The 12,916-nt window shown below is 73.9% G+C and carries 13 protein-coding genes; 8 read left to right on the forward strand and 5 right to left on the reverse strand.

Going from position 1 to position 12,916, the window contains the following annotated elements:
* Positions 1-65: 65 nt before the first annotated feature.
* Genes AC0OLQ_RS00045 through AC0OLQ_RS00055 form a run of 3 tightly spaced genes read left to right on the forward strand, consistent with a single transcriptional unit; the run spans position 66 to position 2,594 of the window.
* Complete coding sequence (locus AC0OLQ_RS00045; RefSeq protein WP_484529694.1) at positions 66-1,427, forward strand: ABC1 kinase family protein; 1,362 nt, start codon at positions 66-68, stop codon at positions 1,425-1,427.
* 31 nt (positions 1,428-1,458) lie between these two features.
* Complete coding sequence (locus AC0OLQ_RS00050; RefSeq protein WP_484529695.1) at positions 1,459-2,025, forward strand: hypothetical protein; 567 nt, start codon at positions 1,459-1,461, stop codon at positions 2,023-2,025.
* Positions 2,022-2,594: a copper resistance CopC family protein gene (locus AC0OLQ_RS00055; RefSeq protein ID WP_484529696.1), complete on the forward strand. Its 573-nt coding sequence runs from the start codon at positions 2,022-2,024 to the stop codon at positions 2,592-2,594. The genes AC0OLQ_RS00050 and AC0OLQ_RS00055 overlap by 4 nt, the downstream gene beginning before the upstream one ends.
* 32 nt (positions 2,595-2,626) lie before the next feature.
* On the opposite strand, the gene AC0OLQ_RS00060 is transcribed toward AC0OLQ_RS00055, so the two are convergent.
* From AC0OLQ_RS00060 to AC0OLQ_RS00070, 3 genes are all read right to left on the reverse strand, one after another.
* Complete coding sequence (locus AC0OLQ_RS00060; RefSeq protein WP_484529697.1) at positions 2,627-3,739, reverse strand: SRPBCC family protein; 1,113 nt, start codon at positions 3,737-3,739, stop codon at positions 2,627-2,629.
* A 117-nt stretch (positions 3,740-3,856) separates the two neighbouring features.
* Entirely contained in the window at positions 3,857-4,489 is a 633-nt protein-coding gene (locus AC0OLQ_RS00065; RefSeq protein WP_357343664.1) for a DUF6073 family protein, read from the reverse strand.
* 21 nt (positions 4,490-4,510) lie between these two features.
* Positions 4,511-5,836 (reverse strand): HEAT repeat domain-containing protein, encoded by a 1,326-nt coding sequence (locus tag AC0OLQ_RS00070; protein ID WP_484529698.1) that lies wholly within the window; start codon positions 5,834-5,836, stop codon positions 4,511-4,513.
* A 146-nt stretch (positions 5,837-5,982) separates the two neighbouring features.
* Between AC0OLQ_RS00070 and AC0OLQ_RS00075 the strand changes: the two genes are divergently transcribed.
* Genes AC0OLQ_RS00075 through AC0OLQ_RS00085 form a run of 3 tightly spaced genes read left to right on the forward strand, consistent with a single transcriptional unit; the run spans position 5,983 to position 9,223 of the window.
* Positions 5,983-7,476, forward strand: coding sequence for a KR domain-containing protein (locus tag AC0OLQ_RS00075; protein ID WP_484529699.1), 1,494 nt, complete (start codon positions 5,983-5,985; stop codon positions 7,474-7,476).
* 38 nt (positions 7,477-7,514) lie between these two features.
* On the forward strand, positions 7,515-8,366 hold the full coding sequence (locus tag AC0OLQ_RS00080; RefSeq protein WP_484529700.1) for an SRPBCC family protein: 852 nt from the start codon (positions 7,515-7,517) through the stop codon (positions 8,364-8,366).
* 5 nt (positions 8,367-8,371) lie between these two features.
* Positions 8,372-9,223: a helix-turn-helix domain-containing protein gene (locus AC0OLQ_RS00085; protein ID WP_484532514.1), complete on the forward strand. Its 852-nt coding sequence runs from the start codon at positions 8,372-8,374 to the stop codon at positions 9,221-9,223.
* 63 nt (positions 9,224-9,286) lie between these two features.
* Here the strand turns inward: AC0OLQ_RS00085 and AC0OLQ_RS00090 are convergent, their stop codons facing one another.
* Both AC0OLQ_RS00090 and AC0OLQ_RS00095 read right to left on the reverse strand, forming a co-directional pair.
* Positions 9,287-10,543 (reverse strand): ABC1 kinase family protein, encoded by a 1,257-nt coding sequence (locus tag AC0OLQ_RS00090; RefSeq protein WP_484529701.1) that lies wholly within the window; start codon positions 10,541-10,543, stop codon positions 9,287-9,289.
* 10 nt (positions 10,544-10,553) lie between these two features.
* Positions 10,554-11,690, reverse strand: a complete 1,137-nt coding sequence (locus AC0OLQ_RS00095; RefSeq protein WP_484529702.1) for an FAD-dependent monooxygenase — start codon at positions 11,688-11,690, stop codon at positions 10,554-10,556.
* Positions 11,691-11,888: 198 nt separating this feature from the next.
* On the opposite strand from AC0OLQ_RS00095, the gene AC0OLQ_RS00100 reads away from it, so the two are divergent.
* Positions 11,889-12,317, forward strand: a complete 429-nt coding sequence (locus AC0OLQ_RS00100) for an ester cyclase (protein ID WP_357343675.1) — start codon at positions 11,889-11,891, stop codon at positions 12,315-12,317.
* A gap of 36 nt (positions 12,318-12,353) precedes the next feature.
* Positions 12,354-12,857 carry an ester cyclase gene (locus tag AC0OLQ_RS00105; RefSeq protein WP_357073795.1) on the forward strand — a complete coding sequence of 168 codons (504 nt, stop codon included), beginning with the start codon at positions 12,354-12,356 and terminating at the stop codon, positions 12,855-12,857.
* Positions 12,858-12,916 lie beyond the last annotated feature (59 nt).

The following is a 12,916-nucleotide window of genomic DNA, read 5'->3' on the forward strand; positions in this document are numbered from 1 at the left end:
GTCCATGACAGTGCGCCACGTTCGGACTACCCGACGCACACCCGTCCCCGTGCAAGGAGGCGTTGATGCTCCCGGAGAACCCCCTCCCCGGCGACCGCCCCGCCGGACTCTCCCGCACCATCCCCCGCCAGTCCCGCCTCGCCATGGCCACCCGTGGCGCGCTGGTGCTGGCCAGCAGCGCCGCGTACCTGCTGCCGGCGGCGGCGGGCGCGGCGGTGCTGCGACCCCTGCGCGGCCGCACTGCGGCGGCCCGCTTCTTCTACCGCCGGCTGGTCCGGCACCTGCAACGGCTCGGGCCGGCGCCGGTCAAGTTCGGTCAGATCATGGGCACCCGGCGGGACCTGCTGCCGCCCCTGCTCTGCGACGAGCTGGGCCGGCTGCACGACCGGGTCCGGCCGATGTCCGACCGGGAGCTGCGTCGCGCGCTGCGCGAGGCGTACGGCCCGCACCTGGCCCGGCACTTCACCGAGGTCGAGCGGACGGCGCGGGCCAGCGGCAGCATCGCCGGCGTCTACCGGGCCGTCCGGCCGGACGGCCGGGAGGTGGCGCTGAAGCTGCAACGTCCGGGCATCCGCCGCCGAATGGCGCTCGACCTGGCCCTCATCCACGGCGCCGCGGCGCTGGCGGAGAAGCTGCCCCCGGGCCGCGGGGTGCCGCTGGCCGAGCTGACCGGTTTCGTCTGCGCGGCGGTGCTCGGGCAGCTCGACTTCGCAGGAGAGCGGGCCAACCTGGCCGAGCTGCGGCGCAACTTCGCCGGGTCGGACAACGTCTGGATCCCGGCGACGCTGCCCGACCTGTGCCGGCCGAACTGCCTGGCCATGGAGTTCATTCCGGACCTGGTGGCCCGACCGGTCGCCGAGATCGACCCGGCCCGCCGGCCCCGGCTGGCCGCCCGCACGGTGAGCGCCGTCTACCAGATGCTCTTCCTGGACGGCTTCGTCCACTGTGACCTGCACCCGGGGAACGTCTACTTCAAGGGACCCCGGGTGGTCGTGCTGGACGCCGGGTTCAGCATCCGGCTGAACCCGACCGTACGCCGGCAGTTCGCCGACTTCTTCCTCGGCCTGGCTCTCGGCCGGGGCCGGCAGTGCGGCGAGGTGGTGGTGGACAGCGCCGTCCGGGTGGCGCCGGACGCGGACGTCGAGGGCTTCATCAGCCGGGTGGCCGAGCTGGTCAAGCGGAACACCGGGGTGCCGGCCAAGGAGTTCCAGCTCACCCGCTTCGGTACCGAGCTGTTCACCCTGCAACGGGACTTCGGCCTGTACGCCGCGTCCGAGTTCGTCTTTCCGCTGCTGTCCCTGCTGGTGATCGAGGGGACCGTCCGCGACCTCGACCCCGACATCGACTTCCAGGCGGCGGCCCGCCCGATGCTGCTGCGCGCCGCCGCCGAGACCGCCCACCTGGCCCCGCAACGCCGGGCGGGCTGACCGTCGCACCCGACTCTCTGAGGAGAAGATCGTGACCGACCGACCGCACACCGACCGCACCGGGCTGTTGGCCAGTTTGAACGGCCGTCACCACCGGACCGCCGTGATGCTGTTCATGCTGGTGGTCCTCGGGCACTGGGCCGAACACATCGCCCAGGCCGTGCAGATCTGGGGGCTCGGCTGGCCGGTGCCCAAGGCCCGCGGCGTGCTGGGCCTGCCGTTCCCCTGGCTGGTCACCTCGGAGTGGCTGCACTACGGCTACGCGCTGGTGATGCTCGTCGGTCTCTGGGCGTTGCGACCCGGCTTCACCGGCCGGGCCCGCACCTGGTGGACGGCGGCGCTGGCCATCCAGTTCTGGCACCACATCGAGCACCTGCTGCTGCTGATCCAGGCCCAGACCGGCGCGCACCTGGCCGGCCGGCCGGCGCCGACCAGCGTGCTCCAGTTCTGGTTCCCCCGCGTCGAGCTGCACCTGTTCTACAACGCGGTGGTGTTCCTGCCGATGGTGGTGGCCATGTACCACTACCTCCGGGACTCCGGTCGCCGGTCCACCGCGACCGCGCCGGACCGGGCCGCGCCGCACCGGGTGCCGGCATGACGCCAGCGGTTCCCCGCCGGGGCGCGGCGCTGCGCCGCGTCCCGGCGGTGCTGGTGCTGCTGATCGGCGCGGTGGTGCTGCTCCGGCCGCTGTTCCGGGCCCCCGAGGACCCGGTGGTGGCGGCCGCGCCGGCCCGCGGGGCGGTGCTCGCCACCGCCCCGCCCGCCGTGGAGCTGGCCTTCGGCAGCCGCCCCCGCCGAGGCGACGCACACGTCACGGTCACCGCCGCCGCCGGGCAGCGGGTCGACCGGGGCGCCACCACCGTCCAGGGCACGGCGGTACGCGAGACGCTGCCCCCGCTCGGCGAGGGCTGGTACGTGGTGGCGTACCACGTGACCCTCGCCGACGGCTCCGAGCCCAGCGGCGCGTACGCCTTCGCGGTCGGCCGCCCGGCGGGCCCGCCGCCCCCGGTGGACGCCGGGGCGGCGGCTCCGGCGGCGGCCGAGGGCCACGCCGGGCACGCCGGGCCGCCCGATCCGCTGACCCTGGTGGCGCTGGGCGCCAACGCCGTGGTGCTGGTGGTGCTGGGCGCCCGGCTGGCCTGGTGGCGACGCCGCCGGCGGCCCTGATGGGTGCCCACCGCCGGCGCCGCCACCGTGGCCTACCGGCTCCAGCCGTGTGGGCCGGCGTCGACCCGCTGGCCGTTCCCGGTGCCGTTCAGGTCGGCCGGGATGTCCAGGTCCCGTCCGGGCGGCGCCGCCGGGAACGAGTCCCCGAACGCCCGCTGGCAGAGCAGCGCGGCCCGGCCGAACGCGCCCACCCAGTAACCGGTGAGGATCTTGCGTTCGTCCAGCGGCGGGGCGATCGTGCTCAACGCTTCCCAGTTGGAATGGAAGACCTGGATGATGCTGCCGCCCAGCCCGGCCGGCTCGATCCAGAGGTGCCCCTCCAGCTCACCGGGCCAGCCCGGCCGCCGGAGGTTGAACTCGAGCCGCGGCAGGTACGACGGGAACTGCTGGTACGCCTCGACGTGCCGGGTGACCGTCATGGTGGCCACCCCGCTGGCGTCGCCCAGGATCAGGCCGACCTCGCTGCCGGCGTCCAGGCTGCCGCTGGTGCGGCTGAGCCAGAACTGGGTGGCCGGGGTCGAGGTGAGCAGCCCCCAGACCTCGAAGGTGGTGCCGGGCAGTTCGGTCTGCACGTACGGGCCCATCCGGCGCCACGGCCAGCGCCAAGGCACCCCGGTGCGGATGAAGTCGGCGAGCTGGTCGAGGATGCCGGGCCAGCCCATGCCGTTCCACGACCGCCAGTCCGAGGGCGGGTTGAACGCCTCCTCCACGACGGTGACCTGGGTGCCGTGCGGGGTCGCGGTGAGCTGCCAGGTCACCTCGGTGGCCGGACCCACCCCCACCCAGCGCCAGAGGTACGACAGGCGGCCCTCGCCGCCGGAGGCCGGCTCCCGCACGTCGCGGATCCGGCAGAAGAAGAACTCCCCGTCCTCGAAGTCGAGGATCGCCTCGCCGTCGGCGGTGGCCCACCCGCCCCGGCAGACCGCGAGCCACTGCGCGACCTGCTCCGGATCGGTGAGCGCCGACCAGACCCGGTCGGCGGGCGCGGGGATGTGGACCTGGCTGACCAGCCGCTCCCAGCGGTCCTGGGCCAGCGGATAGCCGCCGTTGCGGTGCAGCAGCGGGAAGTCATCGGGCTCGACCCCGGTGAAGCCCGGTCGGGGCTCCAGCCGGGGAGCGGGTGCGCTCCGGTCGTCCACGGGCATGCCAACCTCCGACTGTGGTCGCTCCTTCGGGTTGCCGCGCCCCGGCCCTGGGACCGGGCGGGGCGGTCGCGCCGGTGCGGGAGACCGGCCGGAGCCGGCCTCCCGCACCGTGGGGAATCACATCTGGTCGGGCTGCAGGTAGCCGCCCATGTTGAACCGGAGGCTGGTCAGGTACGCGACCGGCTGGCCGTCCGGGTCGTTGACGTCGAGCAGCGGCATCATCCGGTAGATCTGCCCCTTGCCCGGGGCGCCCGCCGGCGGGATGCTGCGCACGTCGTCGATGGTCAGGATGATCGGCTCGCGGTTCATCAGCTTCAGCCCGAGCTTCGGCATGTCGAAGATCGCGCCGACCGCCATCCGGCAGGCCTTGGCCGACGGCCCCTCACCCGCGTACGGGTCGAACGGGGTGCGGATCTGGCCGGCGGAGAGGCAGTCCGGGTTGAGCGTGACGGTGATCTTGCCGAGCTCCTCGCACTCACCGACCATCTTCATCTCGATGAGGTTGGTGTAGACCTCGGCGTCGGCCCAGTCACCCGAGGTGGACGGCGACCGGACCACCCGCACCCAGCCGTCGAAGGCGACGGTGTACTCGCCCACGCCCGGCACCGCGAAGGTGTCGATCGAGTTGATGCCCAGGTTGTCGATGCCGGGCTCCGGCGGGGTCCACGGGACGACCGGGGCGCCGGCGTAGACGTTCGGCACGCCCTCGGTCTGGACCGGGCGACCGAAAAGAACGCTCTTGGTGCTCATCTCTGGTGTCCTCTTCCTTCGTTACGGCAGCAGGGTGGTGTGGTCGCAGCAGGTCAGGCCGGGCTGGTCCGCCACGCCGTCCTGGTTCATGTCGATCTCGCCGTCGACGGTCGAGTAGACGTCGCGGGAGTTCATGTCGATGACCCCGTCGCCGTCCCAGTCGTTCAGCTTCCCCTTGAAGGTGCCGAGGATGAACGCGTTGGTCATGTGGCCGATCTCCGGGTCGTGCAGGGTGGAGAGCACGCCGTTGCCCGGCTGGAGGATCTCCTCCATGGAGCGGCCGGCGATCCGGGCCAGGTTGATGTAGCCCCAGCCCTGGAATCGACCACGCACGTAGCGGATGGCCGCCTCGTCGTGGATCTGGAACTTCGGGTCGAGGTGCCAGGTGCCGTACCGGGCGAAGCCGATGTTGGCCTGGCGGGTGCCCTCGCTCGGGTCGTCGGCGTGGCCGGACTTGAAGAACGTCCGGGGCACCAGCGACTCGAAGAAGAAGTTCCCCCGGTCCCGGCGGGTGCGGTCGGTGAACCCCCGGAACAGGTAGTTGTCGCAGTGCGGCGAGCCGTCGGCGTGCAGCCCGTCGATGGTCTTGGCGATCACGAGCTGCCGCTCGCGGGTCGCCACGTTCGGGCAGGCGTGCGCCTGGCCGTAGATCCGGGCCAGGCCCTGCGGAGCCAGCGAGATCTTGCCCCAGTGCTGGTTGGAGTCGTCCAGCCGCACGTACAGGTCGCAGTGGATCAGCAGGTAGATGGTCTCGTCGAAGGTGCGGCCCGCGGTGAACTTGCCGGCCCGGCCGTCGAACGCCGGGTCACCCGTCTGCAGCTCGCTGCGGAACAGGTGCGACCACTCGGCGATCTCCGGGTCCGCGTCCTTGGCGAACTTGCTGAGGCTGGCCACCGCGTGGGCGCCGCCCAGCTTCTCGATGGCCCACAGCGCGTCCCAGCGGACCTCGCGGTTGGGGTCGTGCAGCACGGCCTGGCCGAGCAGCTCGATCGCGTCCGGCAGGTCGCGGTCGGCGTACTCGAACAGGGCCTGCTCGCGCATGGCCGCGTCGGGGTGGTTCAGCGCGGCGTCGCGCAGTTCCTGGTTGGTGCGGTTGTCCAGCCGGACCGCGACCTTGTTCAGCGCGTATCCGAAGTCGCTCGCCCAGGCCGCCGGGTCACCGGCGACGAAGCGCGGGTCCATCGCCGGCAGCGTGGTCCGGTAGGAGAAGTTGAGCGCGTCGCGCTGGTCCGCGGTGAGGGCGTCCAGGTTGACCGGGGCGGCCTCGGCCGGGACCGCCTCCTCCCACGCACCCTGGGCACCCTCGGCGAGTGCACCCGGCGACTTGTTACAGAGATCGATTGCCATTGCTGCCTCCTTCGGCGCTTTCTGGCCTGTGCCTCGACGCTAGGGCCTCCGCCTTCCCTATATTTCTTTCAAGTTGCTCAGCCTTCTGATTGCTTCAAGACCACGATCGATATATCTTTATGAAGTTGCTGAGTGGAAGGTGCCCCATGTCACCTGAGCCCCTCTCGCGCCCCTCCCGGATCGCCCTGCGGGCCCTGCGGCCCGCACCCACACCCATCCGGCCCACCCCCCGCGCAGCCCGCTGGCGGGTGACCGGACCCGCCGACCATCCCCTCGTCCGGCACCTGCGCCGGCAGCCCTATCCGGCGGCCGGACCCGAGGTCGACGTGCTGGTCCTCGACGGACGGTGGCCGGCGGCCGGTGCCGGCGCGCTGCTCGACGCCTACGAACGGGCCGCTGGGCGGCAGCTCACCCTGGTCCACAACGGAGCCGGCGGCGGCAGCCTGCTGCGCGGGCTCGCCGCCGGGGACGGCCGGACGATCGGCACCGTCGCGCTGGGCAGGCCCACCCCGGCGGCGCTGCGCCGGGCCGCCGGACTGCTCGCCGCGCCGGCCGCCGGCGACGAGCTCACCGTGGCCGCCGACGGCACCGTGCACACCCTCGGCTGGCAGGCCGCCCCGCTGCCCGGCCGGGCGCCGCGCTTCGCCGGGGCCACCGTCCTGGTCACCGGCGGGCTGGGCGGGCTCGGCAGCCGCCTCGCCGTCGCGCTGGCCGTCGCCGGCGCCGTCCCGGTCCTGCTCGACCTGCGTACGCCGGACGACGCCCCGCCCGACGTCCGCCGGATGCTCGCCGTGCTGCGCCGGCGCTGCCCGCGGGCCCGGCTGCTCACCGTGGACCTCACCGACCCGGCGGCGGCTCGCGCGGCCCTGGCCGAACTGCGGCCCACCGCGATCGTGCACTGCGCCGGCCGGATCGCCGGCGGCACCGGGAAACGGCTCGGCCCCGCCGAGGTCGACGCCCTGGTCGCCGCGAAGGTCGCCACCCTGGAGACGGTGCTCGCGGCGGTCCGCACCAAGCGACTGCGGGCGGTGCTCACCTTCGGCTCGCTCACCGCGCACGGCGCCCACCCGGGGCTCGCCGGCTACGCCCTCGCCAACGAACTGCTGCACCGGGCCACCGCCCGGTACGCCGCCACCCACCCCGCGGTCCGCTGCTGCACCGCCGAGTGGTCGCTCTGGTCCGGCGCCGGAATGGCCCGCCAGGTGGCCCGGGTCGCCGCCCGGCAACTCGGCATGGTGCCGGTGCCGGTGGCCACCGGGGTAGCCGCGGCCACCCGGCTGCTCGCCGCGCTCGTCGACGCCCCGCCCGCCGAGGACCTGCCTGACTCGCTGCTCGTCTCCGGCGAGCGCCCCGGCACGCAGGGCGCCTGGTCCGGGCGGCCGGAGGGCGTACCCGGGGTGGACGCGGCCCTGGTCGTGCCGGCCGGCGGCGACCTCGATCGGGCGATGCGCGCGGTGGCCGAGGCGGCGGCCGGCGGCGCCGCGTTGATCCCGGACGGGACGGCCGGCCCCGGCGCCCCGCTGCTGGTCCGGGCCACCGTCACCGGCGACGGCGTGGAGTGCGTGGTCCGCTCCGGGGCCGACCCGGACGGGCCCGCGCTGCGCAGCTCCCGCTACCGGCTGCTGCCCGCCGGCACCTGAGACATCCGGTCCACCCGCTCCAGAGAGAGGTGAGAACGATGCCCGACGGATATCTGAAACTGCCCGACGACTGGGTGCGCGTGATGGTCAGCGTGCCGGCCCCGATCGGCGAGGTGTGGGAGGCGGTCACCGACCCGCGCCGGGTCGGCCAGTGGTTCGGCCACCTGTCCGCGCCCATGACGACCGGCGCGAGCACCCGGGTGGACTTCGGCGACGGCGACTTCTTCGACATCGAGGTCGACCACGTCGAGCCGCGCGACCGCCTGCTGTTCCGCTGGAGCTTCCTCGGCGTCGGCCCCGAGTGCCAGGTCGGCTGGACGCTGACCGGCGGGGCGGAGGCCACCACGCTGACCGTGGACGACAGCTGCCCCGGCCGCCCCGGGTCCGAGGTGGCCCAGCTCAAGGCCGGCTGGCTGGACTTCGTCGGCCGGCTGGCCCGCTATCTGGAGACCGGCCGCCCCTCCCGCTACGAGTGGCGACAGGAGATCGACGGCAGCGTGGTGCTGCCGAACGGCTCCTGGCACCCGCTGCGCGAGGAGACGGTGGTCGACTGGCTCCCCATCGCCACCGACGGCGCCGGCCCCGGCTGGTTCTTCGTGGTCGACGAGGAGGGGCCGCGCCGGTTCACCCTCCGCGACTGGCAGCTCGACCGGGAGCGGACGCTCGACTTCGCGATCGAGATCCCCGGCGCGCGTACGGTCACCGTCTGCCAGGTCCGGACCGACCCGGGCGAGCGGGGCCGCACGCTCTCCGTCTCGCACCAGGGCTGGCATCGGCTCGGCCTCAGCGACCTGCAGGAACGGACGCTGCGACACCGGTTCGCCGCCACCTGGACGGCCGCGCTCGCGCTGGCCGAGGAGTGCGCCCGGACCCGGCAGGAGCTGCCGTGACCGCCATGGCCCACGACCGCGCCGCGGTCCGGGGCGACCGCACCGAGCCGGCGCACCGGCGGGGCCGCTCGACCGTCCTCCAGCAGCATCGGGACGCGGTCTCCCGGGTGATCCGGGCGATGCGGGACCGGCTCGACGAGCCGTGGACCCTGTCCCGGCTGGCCCAGGTGGCGTACCTCAGCCCGTTCCACTTCAGCCGGGTGTTCCGGCTGGTCACCGGCACCCCGCCGGGGCGGTTCCTGTCCGCGCTGCGGATGGCCGAGGCGCGCCGCCTGGTGGTTTCCAGCCGGATGAACGTCACCGACATCTGCACCACGGTCGGTTACAGCAGCCTGGGCACCTTCACCACCCAGTTCACGGAGCAGATCGGGGTCGGGCCGGGCCGGCTGCGCCGGCTGGACGCCGCCCACGGGGACCGGCCGCTGGAGCACGTGGTCGCCGCCGACACCGAGCCGGCGGAGGAGGACGAGGTGCCCGGGGGCGTGGTCACCGGCACCGTGCAGACCCCCGCCGAGGACGCCCGGCTGGTGCTGCTCGGGCTCTTCCCCACCCCGCTGGCGCAGGGGCTCCCCGTCGCCTGCACCAGCGTCACCGGCGACGGCCCGTTCGCCGTCACCGGCGCGCCCGAGGGCACCTGGCACCTGCTGGCCTGCGCGCACCCGGAGGCGGTCACCGTCGGCGAGGTGCTGGCAGGCGCCCGCGACCCAGACGTCTGGGTCGGGGTGGCCGACACGCCGGTGGTGGTCCGCCCGGGCCGGACCACCGGCCCGCTGGCCGTGCGGCTCTCCCCGGCCCGCCCCATCGACCCGCCGATCCTCACCGGCCTGCCGGTGCTTCCCCTCGCCGCCCGGTCGTGAGCCGGGACGCGTCCGCGGTGGCCTCCCCTGCCCGGGGAGGCCACCGCGTCCGGCGCGGGGGTGTCAGGCGTGCGGGGTGGGCGCCGGGCCGCCGACCCGCTGGAAGTCGACGTCGGGGCTGATCCCGCGCACCGTGCCCTCCACCACCAGCAGGGACATCAGCGGGAAGGCGAAGTCGGAGGCGGCGTAGATGCCGTACCGCTGCTGGAGGTCGTACACGCCGTTGCCGAAGACCGACATGTCGAACTCGTTGTCCGGGCCGGCGGTCCGGGCCACCAGCTCCGCCACGTCCCGGACGAAACCATCCCGGTCCAGACCGGCGCCGGCGTTCACCGCGCTGGACAGCACGATCTCCCCGCACCGCCGGCCGTCGCCGGCCCCCAGCCGGGCGAAGAACTCGCCGATCGCCGCCCGTACGTCGTCGGGCAGCTGGACGCAGTAACCGGCGTCGAGGACGACCACCCGCTCGTCGCGGGTCAGGTAGAGGTTGCCGGGGTGCAGGTCGCAGTGGACGAAGCCGGCACCGAAGAAGAGCCGGTGCACGGCCGCCAGCACCACCTCGGCGAGGTGCGCCCGCACCCGCGCGTCGAGCCGCTCGACGGTCCGCCCGTCCAGGTCGGGCAGGTACTCGAAGACCAGGCAGTTCGACGCCGACCGGTCCCGGTGCAGCCGGGGCACCCGGACCTCCGGCAGCTCCGCCAGCTCGGCGCGGAGCCGCTCGCTGTTCTCCGCCTCCCGGCGGAAGTCGAGCTGGCCGAGGATCGCCGCGCTGAGGTAGCCGACCAGGTCGGCGATGGGCATGCCCCGCATCTTCGGCGCCCGCGCGGCCAGCCGCGCCATCAGCTCGATCAGCCGCAGGTCGGCCCGCATCCGGTCGTCGATGCCCGGTCGCTTGAGCTTCAGCGCCACGACGGCGCCGTCGTCCAGCACCGCCCGGTAGACCGAGGCGATGCTGCCGCTGGCCAGCGGCTCCGGATCCACCGAGCGCAGCACCAGCCGCGGCTGCTCCGCCCGGGCCCGGCGCAGCGCCTCGCCGGCCGCCGCGGCGGACATCGGCGGCACCTCGTCGAAGAGGGTGCCGAGCCGCGCGCAGAGCGCGGGCGGCAGCGCGTCCCGGCGGGTACCGGCGATCTGCCCGAACTTCACGAAGGTCGGGCCCAGTCGTTGCAGCGCCCGCACCATTCCTCGGTACCGGCGATCGGCCGCCGCCACCGGCCCCCGGGTCACCCGCAGCACGAGGGACGCCGGCAGGGTCCGCAGCGTCTCCCCGGACGCCACGGCGACGATGGCCAGCACCCGCAGGAACATCCGCAGCGACATCGGTCACTCCTCACTCGAAGGCGAACATCTCCGCCATCTGCCGCAGCCGGGGGCCGGCCGGGGCGCGGCGGATCATCTGCTCCCGGATCCAGCAGGCCACCGGGTTGCTCCACTGGCCGACCCGGCCGAGCATCCGGGCCTGGCGGGTCAGGCCGTCGGCCCGGCGCCGGCGGGCCGCCTCGTAGCGGGGCAGCGCCCGGACCACGTCGTGGTCGCGCAGGCAGCGGCCCAGCACCACGGCGTCCTCGAGCGCCTGGCAGGTGCCCTGGCCCAGGTTCGGGGTGCTCGGGTGGGCGGCGTCGCCGACCAGGACCACCCGGCCGGCGCTCCACCGGGGCACGGGCGCGCGGTCGTAGATGTCGGTGACCAGGATGTCCTCATCCGGGGTGGCGGCCAGCACCTGCGGGATCGGCGCGTGCCAGCCGTCGAACCGCGCCGACCAGACCCGGCGCGGCAACTGCTCGCCCCACCCCCGGCGCAGCGGCAGGGTGGCGAACCAGTACGCGCGCCCCTCCGGCAACGGGAAGAGCCCGAACTGGGCGGCCCGCCCCATGGTGAGCAGGCCCGGTGCGGTGCCGAGGTCGTACCGGGCGATGCCCCGCCAGACCGGGTAGCCGGCGTAGCGCAGCGGGTCCACGCCGCCGCCGAGAAGCTGCCGGCGGATCGTCGAGCGCAGCCCGTCCGCGCCGACCAGGAGGTCGCCCTCCTCGGTGCCGCCGTCGGCGAAGAGGGCGCGCACCCGGTGGCCCGCCTCAGTCCACCCGACGCAGCGGGCGCCGGTGCGCAGCATCCCGGGGGAGAGTTGGGCGCGCAGCGCGTCCACCAGGTCGGCGCGGAGCAGCGCGAGGCCCCGGCCGCCGAACCGTTCCGCCATCACCGGCCCCGGCACGTCGTCGAGGATCCGCCCGTCGGCGGCGCGGATCTGGTTGCCGTCGGCCGGGCAGCCGGCCGCCCGGACCGGCTTGTCGGCGCCGACGGCGGCGAGCGCGGGCAGCGCGTTCGGCCAGAGGGTGAGGGCGACGCCGGACGGCCCCTCGTCCGCGGAGCGTTCGAAGACCACCGCGTCCCAGCCCGCATCCCGCAGGGCGAGCGCGGTCGCCAGGCCGGCCGGTCCGCCGCCGACGACGAGTGCCCGTCGAGTCGTCATGTCGCCGCCTTTCCGCCTCATCTGCCGAAACGGTAGAGCGACGGGCCGATGGGCCGGTTCTCGCCGATTGCTGTTCCGTTTCCGCGGCCGGAAAGACAGCAACACCGGATAAGGGAATGGGCCGGCCGCGGGCGAGGATCGATGGGTGATCCCGGGTGCCGCAGCGGCCCGGTACGACCCATCTATTCGGAGGTTGCGGTGTCAGCACCTGACAACAAGGCCGTCGTGCGGCAACTCATCGACGCCTGGAACAACGGCGACATCAACGCCCTGATGACCTTCTGGTCCCCGACGATGGTGCACCACGGCCGGGCCGGCACCATCAGTGCCGACGACACCGCGGCCGAGATGCGGCGGTTCCTCGACGCCTTCCCCGACCTGCGCATGGAGCTGCACAGCATCGTCTCCGAGGGCGAACTGGTGGCCACCCGGATGACCGTGCACGCCACCCACACCGGCGCGTACATGGGCATCCCGCCGACCGGCCGCCCGGTGAGCTGCGCCCTCATGGGGCAGCTGCGGATCGTCGACGGCGTCGTGGTCGACCACTGGGGGGTGGCCGACGCGCTCGGCATCCTCGTGCAGATCGGAATGCTGCCGTCCGAACTGTCCAACGCCTTTTCCTGAGCAGCCGGGCAATTTCGAGGAAACGGAGAGACCGACATGACCGGACACCACCCGGATCTGGCGCAGCGCAAACGCGAGTTCGAGGAGACCGTGCGGAATTTCCGCAAGGCGGTGCTGTTCGACTACGACCTCACCGCGGTGCAGCACGTCCTCGCGCCGGGCTTCGTCGACCATTTCGCCCCGCCGTGGGACCCGCCGAGCCGCGACGGCGTGGCGCACCGGTTCGACCACGCGAACCAGGTGCTCACCACCCGCAAGGTCGAGGTGCTCGTGTCGGTGTGCGAGGGCGACATCCTGGCCCAAGCCATCCTGCTGCACTTCGAGCACACCGGCCCGTTCATGGGCATCCCGGCGACCGGTCGCCGGTTCGAGATCGGCGGGTCCAACACCTTCCGGTTCGAGAACGGCAGGATCGCCGAGCACTGGGGCGTCTTCGACGTCGCGAAGATCCCCGACCTGCTGGCCGGCGAGCCGGGCGCGACCGGCGGCTGGTCGTCCATGTGGGACCGCGAGGAGATCGGCACCGCCGGCAAGGGCTGACGACCTGCCACCCCGATGGGCCCCGCTGGCGATCCGGCGGGGCCCACGTCATGGGTACG

This window comes from Micromonospora sp. Utrum1, assembly GCF_057197805.1.

Coding starts and splice junctions, on each gene's coding strand:
- AC0OLQ_RS00090 (WP_484529701.1), bottom strand. CDS start 10,543: ATGTCGCTGCGGATGTTCCTGCGGGTGCTGGCCATCGTCGCCGTGGCG.
- AC0OLQ_RS00085 (WP_484532514.1), top strand. CDS start 8,372: ATGGCCCACGACCGCGCCGCGGTCCGGGGCGACCGCACCGAGCCGGCG.
- AC0OLQ_RS00055 (WP_484529696.1), top strand. CDS start 2,022: ATGACGCCAGCGGTTCCCCGCCGGGGCGCGGCGCTGCGCCGCGTCCCG.
- AC0OLQ_RS00080 (WP_484529700.1), top strand. CDS start 7,515: ATGCCCGACGGATATCTGAAACTGCCCGACGACTGGGTGCGCGTGATG.
- AC0OLQ_RS00065 (WP_357343664.1), bottom strand. CDS start 4,489: ATGAGCACCAAGAGCGTTCTTTTCGGTCGCCCGGTCCAGACCGAGGGC.
- AC0OLQ_RS00105 (WP_357073795.1), top strand. CDS start 12,354: ATGACCGGACACCACCCGGATCTGGCGCAGCGCAAACGCGAGTTCGAG.
- AC0OLQ_RS00075 (WP_484529699.1), top strand. CDS start 5,983: ATGTCACCTGAGCCCCTCTCGCGCCCCTCCCGGATCGCCCTGCGGGCC.
- AC0OLQ_RS00045 (WP_484529694.1), top strand. CDS start 66: ATGCTCCCGGAGAACCCCCTCCCCGGCGACCGCCCCGCCGGACTCTCC.
- AC0OLQ_RS00060 (WP_484529697.1), bottom strand. CDS start 3,739: ATGCCCGTGGACGACCGGAGCGCACCCGCTCCCCGGCTGGAGCCCCGA.
- AC0OLQ_RS00095 (WP_484529702.1), bottom strand. CDS start 11,690: ATGACGACTCGACGGGCACTCGTCGTCGGCGGCGGACCGGCCGGCCTG.
- AC0OLQ_RS00070 (WP_484529698.1), bottom strand. CDS start 5,836: ATGGCAATCGATCTCTGTAACAAGTCGCCGGGTGCACTCGCCGAGGGT.